The sequence below is a fragment of the Acetivibrio sp. genome (assembly GCF_035371925.1).
Taxonomy (GTDB): domain Bacteria; phylum Bacillota; class Clostridia; order Acetivibrionales; family Acetivibrionaceae; genus Hungateiclostridium.
The window spans coordinates 1-17,345 of record NZ_DAORXT010000006.1 but is presented as its reverse complement, the minus strand read 5'-3'; the positions used below and the strand labels follow the sequence as shown (position 1 = coordinate 17,345).

Sequence of the window (17,345 nt, the reverse complement as noted above, 5' to 3'; positions counted from 1 at the left end):
ACCATCCCTTCCAATCAAATCCAACGCAAACCTACGGACAAAGCGATTGCCACTCCCACGCCCACTGCAGCTGCAACAAAAAATGCTTCTGTAATTCTGAACATACTCGATACAATATCTCCATAAAGAGCATCCTTCATTGCATTGGTTATGGCAAGACCCGGAAGCAGAATTATAATCGATGCAATAATAATTCTGTACAAATCCATAAACGGAAACAATTTTATAGTCAAAATGCTTAAAAAACCTGCCGTCAACCCGGATATAAAATACTCAAAAAATTCAAACACCCCTGTCCTGGTGATTTTTTCTTTTATAGCATATATAACAATTCCTATCAGGAAAGATACGCATGCTTCCCCGGCCGTTCCCCTATAAAGCAGAGCATATGCAAAAGGATTGATTCCCGCCACAAAAAATTTTAGCGCATAACTATAGCCTTTCAAGCCTATAATGTTGTTCAGCTTCATCATAGCTTCCCGATATGAAAGAGGGCTACCCTGAAGACTTCTTGAAAAAGAATTTATTTTTTCCACCTGTTCCAAATTTACAGTCCTCTTTCTTATTCTCCTTACAATTGATACGGGATTGCCGTCATTGTCTATTACAGTTATGAATATTCCTGTGGGAAGCACAAAGCATTCAGCCTCAACATTATAGCATTTGCATATTCTTGTCACAGTATCTTCAACCCTGTATATCTCCGCTCCTCCGGTAAGCAATATCTCCCCCGCTTTTAACGCCACTTCAATAACCTGGTTTGTCTTCATCCCATTCACCCGTTTGCTTCTCTTCCTGCATTTTTTCCAATGTCCAAAATACTTCAACAGCAATATTATTATATTATTTACTTTAATGCAAGGTAAACATGGTATTATTTACATAATATTTGTATCATAAAAACCTAACAATCTTATAAAAATATTACATGAGGTGATGATTTTATGAAAAGAAAAAGTGTATTGGTATTCCTTTTTGTGTTAATATTTACAAGCAATGTATTTGCCCAGGCACAGGTTTACACCGTTAAGTCCGGAGACACCATGTGGAAAATTGCGGAGAAATATCAAATAGGCATAAGCGAAATAATTGCAGCAAATCCCCAAATTAAAAATCCTGCCCTCATTTATCCAGGACAGAAAATCAATATTCCTAATATAGACGATATAAAGGCGCAGGAAAATGAAGTCATAAGACTTGTCAATGCTGAAAGGGCCAAAAAGGGGCTTCCGGCATTAAAAGCCAATTGGCAGCTTTCAAGGGTCGCAAGATACAAATCCCAAGACATGGTGGACAAAAACTATTTTTCTCACACTTCTCCTACTTACGGTTCTCCCTTTAGGATGATGGAAAACTTCGGAATAAAATTCACTGCTGCAGGAGAGAACATTGCCATGGGTCAGAAAACTGCCGCGGAGGTTATGAACGCGTGGATGAATTCCCCCGGCCATAGAAACAATATATTAAGCTCTTCTTTCTCTGAAATTGGAGTTGGTCTTGCAAAAGGACCAAACGGAAGGCTTTATTGGACTCAAATGTTTATAAAGAAATAATTATTTAGAGGATTTTACATCAATCGTTTAAATGTACTGCCAAATAAAAGCTCGGGACGTCGAGTCCCTTCGCTTTTGCCTCTTTCATTTCATTCCAAGAGGCCAAAATAAAAAGAGCTGTGAAAAGGCAATAATGTCTTTTTACAGCTCTTTTTAAAACGGTATACGGCTTTAATCTAAGCCGGTATTTCCACGTTTTGATTTTTTACAAGCGCCATTTTACACCAGATGCGGGATTTCCAGCGAAGAAGCATGGCAATTCCTCTAAACCATTCGTCACTGGCAAAAGCAATCCATACACCAACCAGTCCCAAGCCGTAAGCTACACCTAAAAAGTATGACAATACCACTCCTATTCCCCACATGGATATAATACCCATTATAACGGGAAACCTGACATCGCCCGCAGCTCTCAGCGAGTTTATTATGACAATGTTGAAGACCCTGCCCGGCTCCAAAATAATTGCAATCAGCATTAGCTTGCTTCCCATTTCAATTATAGTCCGGTCGTCTGTAAAGATTCCCAGCAACGGCTTTGAAAGGAATGCAAATATCCCGGCTATGGCGACAGCAACCACAATGGCATATCTCAGGCTTCTAATGCACGTCTTGTATGCTTTTTCATTATCCCCTGCACCGACAAGATGCCCAACAACAATCTGTGTTCCCTGTCCAACAGCCACCGAAAAAACCATTACAAACTGCATAAGATTTAGAGTGTATACCCTGGTTGTAAGAGCAGCCGTCCCCAGTACCGTTATAATACGGGTAATGGTAAGCTGGGATGCTTCATAAGCAATTCCCTCCCCTGCCGAAGGAAGACCAATCTTTAATATATCCCTTAAAATTTCCCATGGCATCGGCACAAGGTCCCGGAAAGAAAATCTTGCATTGAGACCCTTTAACATTACAACCAGCATTGCAACAACACCGATAGCCTGACTTACTACAGTTGCAATGGCAACACCGGTCACCCCCATCTTCGGTACACCGAATAATCCGTAAAGGAAAATACTGTTTCCGATAATATTGAGAATATTCATGCCGATTGAAATGTACATAGTTATTCTGGTATTGCCATAACTTCTGATTATTGCGGACAAAGTAGCTATCATCGCCTGGGTGAAGGATAATCCCCCCACAATTGCTAAAAACGTCATTGCATATCCCATAAGTTCCGGCGGAATATTAAGAAACATCAGCATCTGCCTTCTGAATAAGAACACCATTAATCCAATAAGCAATCCAAATATCAAACTAACTGCAACCGAAGCAACAGCTACCACCGATGCTTCTTTTTTCTTTTTCGCCCCCAGATACTGGGATATAAGTACTGTAGTTCCGGCCGAAACAACGTTGTAAAGCATAATAAGTATATAAGTTATTTGATTTACAACCCCCACTGCAGCCACGGCATCGTCAGAATAAGCACTCAACATAAATGTGTCCACATTGCCCAGCATTGTTCTTAGCAGCGTCTCAATAAATATCGGCCAAGTAAGCGCAAAAACGCTTATTTTTTGACTTGATGCCGCTTCATTTTGCATTTTCTATTCTCCATTATAAAATTACTCTACATACACCAATTCTACGGCCGAATACACTTTATGTCAACTGTGTAGATGGTTTAATTAGCAATGCTTTTACTTTTAATACTTCCCAAAATCTTCATTGTCAAGCTCTATTTTCAAATCTGCTTGGGAAGCTCTTTTTCCTTTCTTATCGTTTCCTTTTTGCTCCAGAACATCTTCCATATACCTTATAACTTCGGGATCTATTTCTCCATTTTCCGGCTTATTTTGGCTCGCTTTAAGCCTGAACTTTCTTACCATTTCTCTTAATACTTCAGCCTGACTTGACAATTCCTCACTTGCAGCAGCACCTTGCTGGGCTGTGGCGGAATTCGTTTGTATAACTTGAGAAACCTGGGAAACCCCTTGATTTATTTGTGCAATTCCGGTAGCCTGCTCATTGGAAGCTACAGATATGTCCTGTACCAGCGAAGCTGCTTTTGAAACCTCGTCGACTATAGTGTTTAATGCATTCGCCGTATCCGTTGCTATTTTCATTCCGGATTCAACTGTATGGATGGAACCTTCTATAAGCTGTGTAGTCTCCTTTGCCGCATTTGCGCTCCTTGCCGCAAGATTCCTCACCTCTTCTGCAACAACCGCAAATCCCTTTCCGTACTGTCCTGCCCTTGCAGCCTCAACAGCAGCATTAAGCGCAAGTATGTTGGTCTGGAATGCAATGTCGTCAATAACCTTTATTATTCTTGAAATATTTTTTGACGCATCATTTATATCCTGCATTGCTTTGAGCATATCAGACATTTTTTTATTTCCTTCTACAGCATTGTTCTTTGCAGTAATAGCCAGCTTGTCTGCATTGCTTGCATTAACTGCATTTTGCTTTGTCTGTTTTGCAATTTCCTCAATGGAACAAGTCAGCTCTTCAATAGTACTTGCCTGCTCTGCAGCTCCCTGGGACAGAACCTGGCTTGAATCCGACACCTGCCTTGCACCTGCCGCCACCTGTCCTGCCGCAACGGAAATTTCATGCATCATTACATTTAAGGATTTTATAATGGTGTTTAGGGCCTCATGTATGTGTTTAAAATCTCCCAAATAGTTTTGAGACAAGCTTACATCCAAATTTCCTTTGGACATTTGAGTAAGTACACCGGATATTTCTTCAATGTACAAACGCAATGTATCAATGGTATTATTCAAGGCATTCTTAAGCTCTGCATAATCTCCTTCATAATCCCCTTTTACCCTCACATTCAAATGCCCTGCCGCTACTTCCTTCAGAACCTCCTGAATTTCCAAAATAGGCTCGCTTACAGCATCAAGGGTATTATTAATTCCTATAATTATATCCCGGTAGCCCCCCTCAAATTTATCTGCTTTTCCTCTTGTCTCCAGATGTCCTTCGGAAGCAGCTTTTGTGAGAACTTTCGTTTCATCCACAAGATGTTTTAAGTTTTCGATAATAGATTTCATGCTTTTAGATAAAATATCCTTATCCGATTTAACGCTAATGTCTGCATCAAGATACCCTTTTGAGATTTTCTCAGCAGCTTCTGCTTTTTCTTTTATGCTATCAGCCATTATGTTGAAATTGTCGGCGAGTTTTCCGATTTCGTCTTTAGAAGCGACATCCACTTCAATGTCTACATCTCCTAAAGCTATTTTTTCAGCTGCCCTGCTCAACTGTCCAATAGACTTTGATATATCTCTCAAGAAAACAAACGAAATTATCAGAGCTAAAAGCAAAGCCAAAATGTCAATTGACATTATTTGCATAACCATGTTGTTTTTAGTGACTCCAATTGAAGATATTTGATTTTCCGCCCCAAGGTCAATCAAGTCTCCTATTGTCTCTATATCCCTTTTGGCAATTTCAAACTTCTCATTCCAATCCTTACCTTCTATAGCCCATTCATTAAAATTACTTTCAAATGATGCCACAACTTCCAAAATAGTTTTTCCACTCTGATTGTCTCTTAATTTTGACCAAAACTCACTATTTTTTTCTATTATGCCCTTTATCTCTGTCATTTGCAAACTTACTTGCTCTACACTTTCTCTAAAGTCCTGAACCAGCTTGTTATATTCTTCACTGTTCTCTTTAAAATTCTGGATTTCCCACGTTGCCACATACGCCTGGTACATATCTCTATCAGCATTTAAAACCATCGACATCATTCTAAAATGCTCATCAAAAATACTGCTCTTGACCCTGTTATAAATGCTATTGATTGTGATAGTAGATAATATTGTTATTATTATAAGCGCTACTACGGTAATAGAAACAGTTGTAAGTAGTTTAGTCTTCATAGCCATTTTTTTGAGCATAGACTTTGTCAACTCCTTAAATTAAATTAGTGTTATATAACTTATATAACATATCGGAGTTATAAGCCTATTTTTTTACGATTCAATTTTAAAATAATTCGCTCCGGCAAGTATGGAGAAAACTACCATAGCGGAATAGTGATATCTTCCATGTACCTCAACTATGGTATGTATCGCGCCAATTCCAATAAATAACAGCAGGAGTACCAAAAGAATATTGTCGTCTTCTCTTTTAAATTGTCCCAAAAGCCCTTTAAATGCCAATATGACAATCATGTAGTAATAAAAGTTGCAAATATATCTGAGCAATCCTTCGCGTCCCTTTATATCCAGTAACGATGAAGCTTCTTCATTACTTCCGGCAATCATGTAAGTTACAACTTCATCGTCTCTTTCCCACATTATCATATTTTTCTTTATCACAAGCTTCAAATTGCCGATTCCTTGGCTCTTAACCCTTTGAATTGTCATATCCAGCAACCGTTCGTGTACTTCCTGGGCATCAAAGGGCTCCTGTTTCATTAAATCCAGAAGGTCATTGGCATCGTTCTGATTCCATGTTCCGCTGGAACTAATATTGGTCCCAACATAGGTATTAAAGCCGATAGGATTCTTTGCCGTCCTGTAGCCAACCTTATGAGAAACATACACACCCGCTAAGTTAACCAAAGAGAAATATGCTATTAAGAAAGCGGCAAAAGGTGCAAGCCCTGCAAAGCTTTGCTTCAAGCCTTCTCTTCTCTTGATTATCCTCACAACCTCAGCTATTCCCATAACAATAATAAGCAGAGTGCCCATGGGTCGAACCGCATTGGCTGCGGCACACAAAAAACCAAGTACAAGGTACAAAACACAAGAATACAGAAAATTTGAGTTTTTCGCTGAAAACTTAAAATAGGCAAATATCAAGAGTACCATTAACAATGTGTATAACGGTTCGGTGCAAACAATTGAAGAATAGAAAACATGGGAAGGCCATAAAGCCCATATAACGGCTGCAGAAAATCCTATTTCCCAGTTTGAAACCATTTTCCCAAGGTAATATATTAGAACCCCTGTCCCTACTTCAAACAGAATATTCAAAATCAAAGCAAAATACTTGTCGGGAGAAAAAACCCCGTACACCATCGCCAGTACAAAGGGATAGCCGAAAGTGTGGGGAAAAAGAGCTACATATTTGCCTCCGGCTGCCTCCCCTCTCGAAAACGCCTCAGCCAAATTATTATACAGTTCAAAATCACTTTTAGGAGTAATATCCACAATATTTATCCATACAAACCTTGTAACAAGGGTCACAAGAACAATAAGCAATACCCTTATATACTCTTTTCTTAATATATGTAAATTTAAAGCTTTCTTCATTAGCCTCAATACTCCATATCCGAAAGCTCCCGCCAGAACCACAAACAGCACATCCAATGCTTTATTCGTCAAGGGATTCTGAGATAATCGAACTACACCGGAATTTAACATGAATACTATAATCAACATGATATATAAACTTGCTCCGATAATAACCAGCTTGTTTAATGACCATTTAAAAACGTTCTTCAAAGTTCTCTCTCCTTAAAGCCAAATTATATATTTTCATCATGCTTTAAATCCAAGATAAATATACAATAGAAAAAGACATACAGTAAATCTTCCAACTAGAAGGTTACTATATGTCTCTTGGAATATCAAGTGGAAAACAAGATTTATTTTTGTTGAAGAAAAGGCTGCAACGAAGACAGACTGCTCTCGTAAATTTCCAATAATTCATTCGAAAGCTGTTCAACATCCTCAAGATAAGCTGTAATCTTATGAAGCGAAACAGATTGTTGTTGAGCCGATTCAGCCATATTGCTTAGTTCAGCAAGGCTCTTTGAGTTTATATTCTGTATGTTTTCAATTACCCTTACAATATTGTCTCCGTTTTTTGCCACGCCTTGTGTAAGGTCCGTAACTCCCTGTATCTTGTCATTCACTTCTTCACTGGCTACAGATATCATTTCGAAGGTATTGGCAGAGTTATTGATTACTTCCATACTCTTTGAAACCAGTTCTGCCGTTGTATCTATGTCTTGAACCGCAAGATCGGTATCTGCAAGAATGCCCTTTATCATCTGGGAAATTTCCTGGGCCGATCTGTGGGACTGTTCAGCCAATTTTTTAACCTCGCTTGCCACCACTGCAAAACCTTTTCCGTACTCCCCTGCTTTGGCGGACTCTATCGAAGCATTAAGGGAAAGAAGGCTTGTATCATTGGCAATTCCGGTAATTACTTCAACCACCTTTTCAATTTTACTGGTTCTTTCTTTTAAACTGTAAATGGTATTTTTTGTTTTGAGGGTATTTTCACTAATAATCCTAATCTCATCCATGGTTTTTTTCATTGATGTTTTACTGTCATCGGTCATTATTTTCAGCTGCTGCGAAATGCTTGATACAAAAACATATTCGCTGGCTATCTTGTCCAAATCCTTCGATATGCTTACAGCAGCTTTTGTAGCCTCATTAATGAAATCCAAAGTTTCCTTCGAACCCATGTCAACATCGCCGGCACTTGACGCAATCAGCTTACTTGTATTAAGCGCATCCTTTGACATCCCAAATACTTCTTTTACCGTTCGAACCAGCTCATTAGACGCTTCTGAAATATCCTTGGATGCTGACATCAGATTGGCGATGACCTCTTCCTTTTCTTGTAATTCCCGAAATTTACATAATATAAGTTTGCTCAACATTATCATAAATACAGCCACAATGGCTCCAATTATTATATGGATACCAAAAAAAGCAATTCTGAACACTGGTACGTCCAGCGGCAGCCATCCCAATATGGCAGCCAAATCACATAAAATCATTATTGCGCTTAAAAGTGCCAGTCTTCTTGTCAGTGCCAGAGTGTATCTAGCCCTGTTTTTCAATACGCCTTTCACTTTGTCCATTTACTGCACGCTCCTTAATGTATTAAAACTGTTTACTAAATTGATGAAAACCAATTGGGATTGTATATTAAACTGTCGAACTACTAAAATAAAGTATTGGAAATTATTCTTGAAACTAAAAAGAACTAAGCAAATCAAACCGAAAAACTTGATTATGTAAAATTGTAATGAAAAAAATATGCTAATATTAAAAGCATAATATATTTTAATTGTATTTAAACAAAAAAATTATGTCAAGTTGCAAAACTTTGCTTTTTTAATTATAAATCTCATGCCTCTCACAATCTCTATTTACTTCTTTCGAATATTGCAAATTATGAAATTCAGTTAAAATTTTAACATACCCTATTGCATTGCATGGCAAAATATAATAAAATTGAAATATAATAATTTCATATTAATATTTTAAGCCCGTGACGGGGAAAGTAACAAGTACTCTGCATTAGAGAGTTGGTGTTTGGTGCAAATCAACCAGAGGCTCGTTGATTCCACCCCTGAGGCGTTGATGATGAATCAAACCGTTGCACCGGTTATTGTGCACAAGAGTGAGTCGAATTTTAGATTCGGCTAATTTGGGTGGCACCGCGGATAAATACCTCTCGTCCCTGATCATTATCAGGGTTGAGAGTTTTTTTATTTATATATTTTTTAACTATTAAATGAAATAAAACCAAAATGAAGTGAGGAGAGAATAAAATGAAACCAACTAAAAAGCCTTTAAATCCGTGTTTTTCATCCGGCCCATGCGCAAAGCATCCCGGATATTCAATCGAATCTCTTAAAGACGCACCCCTTGGAAGGTCCCACAGGAGCAAGCTTGGAAAAGCCAAGCTTTACGAATCCATTGCCAAAACAAAAGAAATTCTTAAGCTTCCTGAAGATTACAGGGTCGGTATAGTACCCGGCTCGGATACCGGAGCTTTTGAAATGCTTATGTGGAATGTCCTCGGAGAAAGAGGTGTTGATGTAATTTGCTTTGAATCCTTCGGAAAGGGTTGGGCAAATGACATTACAAAAGAGCTCAAGCTGGAGAATGTAAATATAATTTCAGCCGATTACGGCGAATTCCCCGATGTCAGCAAGGTTAATTTTGATAATGATGTGGTATTTACATGGAATGGAACAACAAGCGGGGTCAAAGTGCCAAATGGTGACTGGATTCCTGACGACAGAAAGGGTTTAACCCTCTGTGACGCCACTTCCGCAGTTTTTGCAATGGATATTCCATGGAGCAAAGTTGATGCTGCCACTTTCTCATGGCAAAAGGTACTGGGCGGTGAAGCAGCTCACGGAATGCTGATATTGTCGCCAAGAGCAGTGGAAAGAATAGAATCCTATTCCCCATCATGGCCACTTCCTAAAGTGTTTAGAATGAAAAAGAAAGGCAAGCTGGATGAAAGTATTTTTGAAGGCTCTACAATAAACACTCCATCCATGCTTTGTAATGAAGACTATCTTGAAGCTCTCAGATGGGTAGAGTCCATAGGCGGACTTGAAGCACTTATTGCAAAGAGCGAGGAAAACTTAAAAGTAATCGAAAACTTTGTTGAGCAGCATTCATGGATAAGCTTCCTTGCAAAAGACAAGGCCATTCGCTCCAATACAAGTGTATGCTTGAGCGTGGATCTTCCGGAAGATAAAATCAAAATGCTTGTTAACTTGCTTGCCGAAGAAAAAGTGGCTTATGACATTTCTTCCTACAAAGAAGCTCCTGTAGGGCTTAGAATATGGTGCGGCGCAACAGTTGAAAAATCCGATCTGGAAGTACTGTGCCAATGGCTTGAATGGGCATATAATGAAGTTGTAAATAAATAAAACTAAAAAACTCCGCCCGCCTGCAGCAGGTATTGGCCTGTCTCAGGCGGGCGTTACTTATATCTATGGCATATTTGGTTCATCAAATCTTTTTATGCTTCTTTAAAATTATCAACCCGTCCAATGTTAAAATGGAGTCCCATTTAGGCAAGTTTGAATAAGGGTTAACAATGCTCCCGTTCTCCTTAATGCCGTCAATAAATTCTTTTGCACATTTATCGGCAATATCATTTGAAAGAAAAGGAATTGCATGATACCAATACCTTCCGAATAGAGGATAATGATTTGCGTTTTTCTGTAAAAAAGCTTCAAACTCTTTCATAAACTCGTCAATGACAATTTGTCTTTTGGGAAAATTCTTGTTATACACCGAATAAACAAAAAGCGGATAACTATAGACCTCAATTTCCTCAGGTATGCTGATTTCCATAGCATAATCAAGTATTTTGCTTTCAGCATATCCACTACTAACGCCCAGTTTCTCCAATAAGCCTGCAATAGCTAAAACCCTTTGAAAAAAGAAAGGGCTCCATATTTGAAAATGCAGAGCCTTAAAAGAGTTATGCAAAAAGATTGATTCTGCAATCTACTACATTTCTTTTATAAACTTACCATTATGTAATGGCCAATTCCGGGAACTTAAAATCGCCCAAATCGCAGCGCAATCCTCTAACAAACAACGGGTCCGTTTCATATTCTTTCATTATGTAATTTACATCAGACCAATAGGGCATAAAACCAAATTCAATCTTTTTTACATTGGTAAACGGCAGATATTTAACCAAGTCAGTAAAGCTAATATCTTTCATTGAGAAAACTCCAATGAGTTTTAGGGTCTGACCTTTTTGCTCTGCGATAACCATAGTATCAATCTCCGGAAGTTCGTAAATGCAATCCTTAAGGTATCCCCAGTATATATGAAAAATATTTATGCTGGCAGAATTTAAGCAATCAAGTTTTTGCGAAAAATTCACGCGTTTATAAACATAGTCCCAAACCTTAGGATCATCATAGCTAAGTTTATTCGGCATAATATCATTATCTATCACACACTCACAAATCGGCAGTTTTTCGTACACACGTTTAAAGCCAAACTTCGGATAAAAATCTAGTACGGTGTCATTTGCCGATAAATACATTGGAACATTATTGTATTTTTCAATAATATGCTCCATTAATATGCGGAACAGCCCTCTGCCTCTGTATTCTTTCTTTGTTGCAACTGCTCCAACAGATAGAGCAGGATATTGCTTTTGATTAAATAATATTTGTGTCTTAAAAACACAGATATTTGAGACTATTTCACCATTTTCGACAATGGAATAACTTTCATAATTTTCATCCCAGAGATTTAAATCATACCAAAATTGAAAATCAAGGAAAATATCTTTCAGCAGATTATTAAGCATAAATTGATACTCTTTGTCGTTTCTATTGTTAAAAGAAATTTGCATAATTTCACCTCATCTTAGTAATTTGATTTTATCAAATATTTTTGCTATTTAAAGAAAAACTATTTATTAATCATTGGCTTCCCTTCCTTTCAGTTATAAATAAAAGCTCAGGACATCGAGTCCCTTCTCTTTTGCCTCTTTCATTTCATTCCAAGAGGCCAAATAAAAAAGGCTGCAAATGAACAATCGTCCATCCACAACCTTTATAAAAATTATTTTTATTTACTAAATACTATTAGCCATAACCGTAAGCGGTATGAAGGTGCACCACGTGCGTATTAATTATAAAAACACCGTGCAGTTAAGGCTTACAAAAATTCAATTTGTAAAATCGAAAAGGTTGCAATGATACCGTTATTCTTAACAATGACCTGAAAAAAAGAATACTATACCTAACCTATAAAAATATAGGTTTAGTAAACTCTTTTATCAGATTCAATATGAAATTGATTAGTTAAGAACAACTGGCATACTTCAATACCCCTTTCGAGCTATATATTAACATTTTTAATACAATATTATCCATTTGTCAATCGCATGATTCATCAGCATTTCTTATATGTAATTCCATCCATCATACATAAGCAAGAAGGGTCCACAAAGTTTGTAGTTGTTGTCATTCTTGCAGGAAAGCCATTCTTGAAATATTTATAAAAACATCTCTCGCTTTTCTGAAATCCTCAATGTTCTTCAGATACAAATTAATCTGAACCATATCATCCAAGGATGCACCAACAGATTGCAAAGTGTTTTTTAAGCTATTGAAGCATGCTTCCATCTGGTATTCAATATCATCCTTTTCAAATCCACCAGCATGATGGGCAAGAAATATGTAATCCCCTGCAACCACACATGAAGAGCAAGTGTCATCCCCACAATGAGTAGGCATTCTTTTAATCATTTTCATCTCTCCTATCTCTTAAGAATGCTAATGTGCAAATTATACCAAACATATGTTCAATTGTCGACATAACATAAAATATTACGTTTGATATCTTTATAATGCAGGTGCACATACAGGCTGTGGTTGCGGCTTTAGCTACGGAATATATGAGATGCTTGATGAGGATGATATTCAAGAAAACCTTAAAGGAAAAAACTCAGTTAGCAAATTTGAGCCTTTTAACTGATGATAAAAACTCAATATAAAAAGCTGCCGTTAAATTTGGCAGCCTTTAAATTACCTTATATGAAGGCTAAATTTTGACCTGCTTTAGATAAACATTCCTTTACATCCGGAGCGTCATTTTCATTAGACAATACAATAAGATAATCACCTGAAACAAGTTTAGTGTCTCCATTTGGGATCAGTTCGACTTCTCCCCTTTTAACTCCAACAATTAAGCAATTGGCAGGCCATTCCACTTCTTTTATCTTTTTACCCTCCAGCAATGAACCCATAACAATTGGAGTTTCAATGATTATTTTATTGTCTTCCTCACCGATAAATGCATTATTCGCGTTATTTGAAAGCCTTTCCAACAACACTTCATATATAGGTTTTGAGTTTAAAACATCCGCAACAATATATGCCGTTAAGCATACTAATCCAATCGAAAGCAGATGTGAAAAAGAACCTGTCATTTCAGTAATTAATATACAACCTGTAATTGGTGCCTTTACAGTGGCTGAAAAATATCCGGCCATTGCAAAGATAATAAGGCTCGGAATATAGGTTTGGCTAAATCCGAACAGAGAATTGACAATATTACCATAAATAACACCAATGAGAGCACCTATAACCAAAAGAGGCATAAATATTCCTCCCGGTGCAGATGAGCCATAGCTTATCATGGTAAATAGAAATTTAACTATCAAAATAACAAATAATGTAATTAAGGGAAAAGATACTGTAGAGAGAGATACTATGATTTCACTTCCCCCGCCCAATACTTCAGGCATTATCAATCCCACTATTGCTGCTACTAAAAACGCTATTACAGGTTTAACTTCCGATGGAAGCCATTTTTGCTTTGCATAAATATCCTGTGTTATAAATATAGTTTTGTTAAATACTATTCCAAGTAAACCGACTACCACTCCTAAAACTAATAGAAACAAATAATTGTTTAGTGGAATTGTACTAACTTGCTTAAAATCGAATACAGGCTTTAAACCAAAAAATTCTTTTGAAACAAAATCTGCAGTTAAAGATGCTGCCAGTGCTGAAGTCATAACTACAGGTGAAAAACTTTTATGCATCTCCTCCAATGCGAAAATAACTCCTGCAAATGGTGCATTAAAAGCAGAAGCAAGTCCGGCACTTGCTCCACATGTAATTAGGTACTTCTCTTCGAGTTTAATTCTTTTAAATAGCCGGCTAAAACCCTGCCCGGCAGCAGCTCCAATTTGAATGGACGGACCTTCTCTTCCTAAAGATAACCCGGCACATATGGATAATAGACCGCCGGCAAATTTACCTAATATAACTTTCCACCAGTTCATTTTAAGCTTTTGTAATAATACTCCTTCAACTTGCGGAATTCCGCTTCCCGAAATCATAGGTTCTTTATTTACAAGTATACCCACAATCCAACCACTGATAATCAGGCCAACTATCCATAGAGGAATCATCCAGTAATGCTTCGATTGCAACATATACATATGTTTTGAAAACCCAAGTGCCTTTTCCAATAGAAATCTGTAAAGTACAACTACTATTCCGGCAATGGCACCTACTATGATTCCTTCAATAATTATCTTTAGCCTAAAATCATACCATTTCGATAAAGTATTAGCCGTACTGTTTTTCTTCAACCTCTTCAACCTGCCCCTCTTAAATTACTCACTATAGAAAATGTTACAATTCTAATCATTAAATATTTTTGCAACTGTTACTTAATAAGCGTGTAGTTCCAGTAGATTATGGGAAATAGCAACAGCTATATAACTGTAGGTGGCTATAATAGCTCCTTTCCCATTATCAATCTCTATTATAATACACCTGCTTTCAAAAATATATGGTATACAAAAAAATAGCAACAATTGCTTGACTGTTGAACATTGACATATCCATAATTTATAGACTTGGTTTTTTCTTCAGAAGAAAATGGGTCTCTGTCTGCCCATATTTTTCAAAACCAAGTTTATCATAAAATTTTTGGGCTGGCAAATATTTGATTGCCTATCTCTTATACCATTCAGTTACGCATCAATTTCATACATATCTGTTGTTCTCCCTCATATTTTCGGCATGGTGCACAGTAGTTATAATATTTTTTGATAACTGAAAATCTTAAGTGTATGAAAAAGCTAAGTAAGGATGTAATAACTATGCCTGATAATTTGTGGTATTGCCCTGCAATTAATGAGCAAATTGATCAAGGGTTATGCTGGGAATATTGCTTTGCAGAAATTGGTGCTCCTACTGATACATCTTATTGGCTTAATAGTTGGATAAAAAATACTAATAAGTATAAGAATGTCGAGGATTTCCATAAAGTATGCGAAAAATGTATTCATTGCCAATGGTCGACTATGGAGGTAAACTATCAAAAAGAAAGCAAGAAAAGCGAAGGCTGAATATAAGCCTGTCTTACTTTCCATAGGCTACTCCACCTGTCACCGGTGGCAAACCAATTACGAAAACCAACAATAAGCCTTATAATCAAGTATCTTCAAAATTTACTCATTATCAAACTATACTTTCATTAAAAATAGTTTGATGTGGAATTTTTATCAAATCAATAAAACCAATATCCGTATGTCTTTCCATAAACGAGCTTGCAATTTTACTTCCAATATGCTGCAATAATTGTTTCTTCCCATGCATCTTGTACTTTATCCACATTGTCAATATATTTCTGCTCATTTTATAAGGGCATAAAAATTTCTATTTCGTTTAATTCCTCCTAAGTTGGATTTCTATTCCTAATTTTATCATATTATTTACTTCATGCTCAATAGAATGCTTTATTATAGTCATTCTATAGCCTTTGTGTTTTGTCAATAGGAAGTGCAACAAAATGACAAGAAAAATGCAACACCCCATCTAACCAGTATTATACAAAATATGGAATGTAAAATTGAGGTTTTCCCTGTATTTCCGGTCTGCCTGTTTAAACTTTAAACCTCAGAGCATCAGCTAAAAAGTGATACAACTTAATAAGTCCCAATTCGTTTTCTTCTCACTGTTTCCTCATAAGTGAATTCACCAGTCGGTCACTAGGGCCGTCAAAAACGATTAGATGACTATGGTGGATTATACGGTCTATAATAGCACTGGTTAACTTTTCATCGTAAAAAATACCGTTCCATTTGCTGAATTCCAAATTTGTAGTTATAATCATACTTTTACGCTCGTAACAGTCCGAAATGACATGGAATAAAAGTTGTGAGCCCTCACGTTCAAAGAGAATAAATCCCCATTCATCACAAATCAAGAGTTCTACTTTCTCTAACTGCTTTAAGAACCGTTTTAGGCTTCCTTCTGCCTTTGCATCCAATAGTTGATTGACAAGGGACGCTGTCCTGAAAAATCGTACATGTCTGCCCTGATTGCAGGCTTCTACACCAATGGCAGTAGCAAGATGCGTTTTACCTAGTCCAACAGGACCGTAGAGAATTAGATTTTCTTTTTTATCAATGAACGAGGCATTTCTCAATGCTTCTATATCAATACTGTTCGGGATTGTCATTTTTTCAAAACGATAGTCTCCAAAGGTCTTTATCAAATCAAAACGTGCCTGCTTAAGCATGTGATTCCTACGATTCCGTTCACGAGCTTCTACTTCCATAGCCAATAGCTTCTCAAGAAATTCTTCATGTGTTTTGGCCTCAATATTTTTGTAGTTTTGAACAATCCGTGAACCAAGTTTCAGGCTTCTGCAATGTTTGGCTATTAGTTCATACATATTGGACACCCCCAGTCAGCAGGTTATCATATATGCTATTATCCACAGTGTAAGGCACAACATCAGGAGTCTTAGTGTTGAGTAAAACATCTTGAACTTGTATGTGTGTACAGACCATAGTGTAATATTTTGCCCATATGCTGTCTAAATCTTTTATTCCCCTCTCGATACAGAATCTAAAGGCTTCAATGGCTATATCAAGTTCGCTTTGTTCCAACATCTTCACTAATAGTCGCAAAGCACCTTTTTTCTGTTCATAGTCACATACTGTAAGATAATCCTGAAGAGTTTGCGGCAACTCCCGGAAGAAACCGGTATACTTTAAAGCAGTTGGTCTACGGCTCATTAGCTCAAGATATGGCCCCCACTTCATTGACTCTTTCTCTTCTCCATACAAACGTTTATGTACCTGAACTGTATTGTACTGTTCATCCATAATTGCAACCGAGAAGGCATCTGCTTTTATCATTAATTTCTCTCTGGGCATATTGAGGCCCGGAAGAGTATTTTCTGTTGTCAAAGTTCAGTTTGCCATATTTATCCGACTTTAACTTTTCGATGCGGTATATTTCATATTCAGCTTTCGGAATATCCCGCATCGCTTTTTTGTCCTCTTCAAATAAAATATTGATGAATACATTCTTTTTGTAGTGTTCCCTCTGCATATCTTCATCACATTGGATAAGCAATTGACGGTTAAATTCTACAAATTGTTTTATCATTGTCAAACCAGATACATGTCGGTACTTTTCCCATGTGTTCAAAAATGTTTTCCATTCCTCGTAATAGGCATTCTATATTAGCACCTTTGAAAAGCTGTATATACCCTCCCTAATATTTCTTCATTTTTCTCTCGTTTTCTCACTCAATCATAGAATTT

The 17,345-nt window shown here is 37.1% G+C and carries 13 protein-coding genes, 1 pseudogene and 1 other annotated feature; of the genes and pseudogenes, 3 read left to right on the top strand and 11 right to left on the bottom strand.

The genetic code is table 11. From position 1 onward, the window contains the following. Positions 1-14: 14 nt before the first annotated feature. The gene (locus tag PLH43_RS01720; protein ID WP_324359441.1) at positions 15-770 is read right to left on the bottom strand and encodes a threonine/serine exporter family protein; all 756 of its coding nucleotides are present in this window, start codon (positions 768-770) and stop codon (positions 15-17) included. Between the two features lie 174 nt (positions 771-944). On the opposite strand from PLH43_RS01720, the gene safA reads away from it, so the two are divergent. Beyond that, positions 945-1,553 (top strand): SafA/ExsA family spore coat assembly protein, encoded by a 609-nt coding sequence (safA, locus tag PLH43_RS01715; protein ID WP_324359439.1) that lies wholly within the window; start codon positions 945-947, stop codon positions 1,551-1,553. A 176-nt stretch (positions 1,554-1,729) separates the two neighbouring features. On the opposite strand, the gene PLH43_RS01710 is transcribed toward safA, so the two are convergent. The 4 genes from PLH43_RS01710 to PLH43_RS01695 form a co-directional block, all read right to left on the bottom strand. Next, positions 1,730-3,100 (bottom strand): MATE family efflux transporter, encoded by a 1,371-nt coding sequence (locus tag PLH43_RS01710; RefSeq protein ID WP_324359437.1) that lies wholly within the window; start codon positions 3,098-3,100, stop codon positions 1,730-1,732. A 102-nt stretch (positions 3,101-3,202) separates the two neighbouring features. Beyond that, a complete protein-coding gene (locus tag PLH43_RS01705; protein ID WP_324359435.1) occupies positions 3,203-5,413 on the bottom strand; it encodes a methyl-accepting chemotaxis protein in 2,211 nt (736 codons plus the stop codon). Between the two features lie 75 nt (positions 5,414-5,488). Further along, a complete protein-coding gene (locus PLH43_RS01700) occupies positions 5,489-6,967 on the bottom strand; it encodes a hypothetical protein (protein WP_324359433.1) in 1,479 nt (492 codons plus the stop codon). A gap of 143 nt (positions 6,968-7,110) precedes the next feature. After that, the gene (locus PLH43_RS01695) at positions 7,111-8,343 is read right to left on the bottom strand and encodes a methyl-accepting chemotaxis protein (protein WP_324359431.1); all 1,233 of its coding nucleotides are present in this window, start codon (positions 8,341-8,343) and stop codon (positions 7,111-7,113) included. A 404-nt stretch (positions 8,344-8,747) separates the two neighbouring features. After that, positions 8,748-8,953: a binding site (T-box leader), on the top strand. Between the two features lie 86 nt (positions 8,954-9,039). Between PLH43_RS01695 and PLH43_RS01690 the strand changes: the two genes are divergently transcribed. Further along, positions 9,040-10,158, top strand: a complete 1,119-nt coding sequence (locus tag PLH43_RS01690; protein WP_324359429.1) for a phosphoserine transaminase — start codon at positions 9,040-9,042, stop codon at positions 10,156-10,158. 82 nt (positions 10,159-10,240) lie between these two features. On the opposite strand, the gene PLH43_RS01685 is transcribed toward PLH43_RS01690, so the two are convergent. The 4 genes from PLH43_RS01685 to PLH43_RS01670 all read right to left on the bottom strand — a co-directional run bounded on the left by PLH43_RS01685 (position 10,241) and on the right by PLH43_RS01670 (position 14,378). Further along, on the bottom strand, positions 10,241-10,645 hold the full coding sequence (locus tag PLH43_RS01685) for a hypothetical protein (RefSeq protein WP_324359427.1): 405 nt from the start codon (positions 10,643-10,645) through the stop codon (positions 10,241-10,243). Positions 10,646-10,772: 127 nt separating this feature from the next. Then, a complete protein-coding gene (locus PLH43_RS01680; protein WP_324359425.1) occupies positions 10,773-11,612 on the bottom strand; it encodes a GNAT family N-acetyltransferase in 840 nt (279 codons plus the stop codon). 616 nt (positions 11,613-12,228) lie between these two features. Then, positions 12,229-12,513, bottom strand: a complete 285-nt coding sequence (locus PLH43_RS01675; RefSeq protein WP_324359423.1) for a RidA family protein — start codon at positions 12,511-12,513, stop codon at positions 12,229-12,231. A gap of 284 nt (positions 12,514-12,797) precedes the next feature. After that, complete coding sequence (locus tag PLH43_RS01670; protein ID WP_324359421.1) at positions 12,798-14,378, bottom strand: ClC family H(+)/Cl(-) exchange transporter; 1,581 nt, start codon at positions 14,376-14,378, stop codon at positions 12,798-12,800. A 507-nt stretch (positions 14,379-14,885) separates the two neighbouring features. Here PLH43_RS01670 and PLH43_RS01665 point away from each other — a divergent pair. Continuing rightward, a complete protein-coding gene (locus PLH43_RS01665) occupies positions 14,886-15,134 on the top strand; it encodes a hypothetical protein (protein ID WP_324359419.1) in 249 nt (82 codons plus the stop codon). Positions 15,135-15,739: 605 nt separating this feature from the next. Here the strand turns inward: PLH43_RS01665 and istB are convergent. After that, positions 15,740-16,465, bottom strand: a complete 726-nt coding sequence (gene istB / locus PLH43_RS01660; RefSeq protein ID WP_324359417.1) for an IS21-like element ISCth15 family helper ATPase IstB — start codon at positions 16,463-16,465, stop codon at positions 15,740-15,742. After that, positions 16,458-17,296 (bottom strand): annotated as a pseudogene (locus tag PLH43_RS01655) (IS21 family transposase); the annotation flags it as partial. The pseudogene PLH43_RS01655 and the gene istB, both read right to left, overlap by 8 nt. Positions 17,297-17,345 lie beyond the last annotated feature (49 nt).

Bases quoted from the DNA above. Each gene is read 5' to 3' on its own strand.
- PLH43_RS01720 (WP_324359441.1), bottom strand. From the start codon at position 770: ATGAAGACAAACCAGGTTATTGAAGTGGCGTTAAAAGCGGGGGAGATA.
- safA (WP_324359439.1), top strand. From the start codon at position 945: ATGAAAAGAAAAAGTGTATTGGTATTCCTTTTTGTGTTAATATTTACA.
- PLH43_RS01710 (WP_324359437.1), bottom strand. From the start codon at position 3,100: ATGCAAAATGAAGCGGCATCAAGTCAAAAAATAAGCGTTTTTGCGCTT.
- PLH43_RS01705 (WP_324359435.1), bottom strand. From the start codon at position 5,413: ATGCTCAAAAAAATGGCTATGAAGACTAAACTACTTACAACTGTTTCT.
- PLH43_RS01695 (WP_324359431.1), bottom strand. From the start codon at position 8,343: ATGGACAAAGTGAAAGGCGTATTGAAAAACAGGGCTAGATACACTCTG.
- PLH43_RS01690 (WP_324359429.1), top strand. From the start codon at position 9,040: ATGAAACCAACTAAAAAGCCTTTAAATCCGTGTTTTTCATCCGGCCCA.
- PLH43_RS01680 (WP_324359425.1), bottom strand. From the start codon at position 11,612: ATGCAAATTTCTTTTAACAATAGAAACGACAAAGAGTATCAATTTATG.
- PLH43_RS01675 (WP_324359423.1), bottom strand. From the start codon at position 12,513: ATGATTAAAAGAATGCCTACTCATTGTGGGGATGACACTTGCTCTTCA.
- PLH43_RS01665 (WP_324359419.1), top strand. From the start codon at position 14,886: ATGCCTGATAATTTGTGGTATTGCCCTGCAATTAATGAGCAAATTGAT.
- istB (WP_324359417.1), bottom strand. From the start codon at position 16,465: ATGTATGAACTAATAGCCAAACATTGCAGAAGCCTGAAACTTGGTTCA.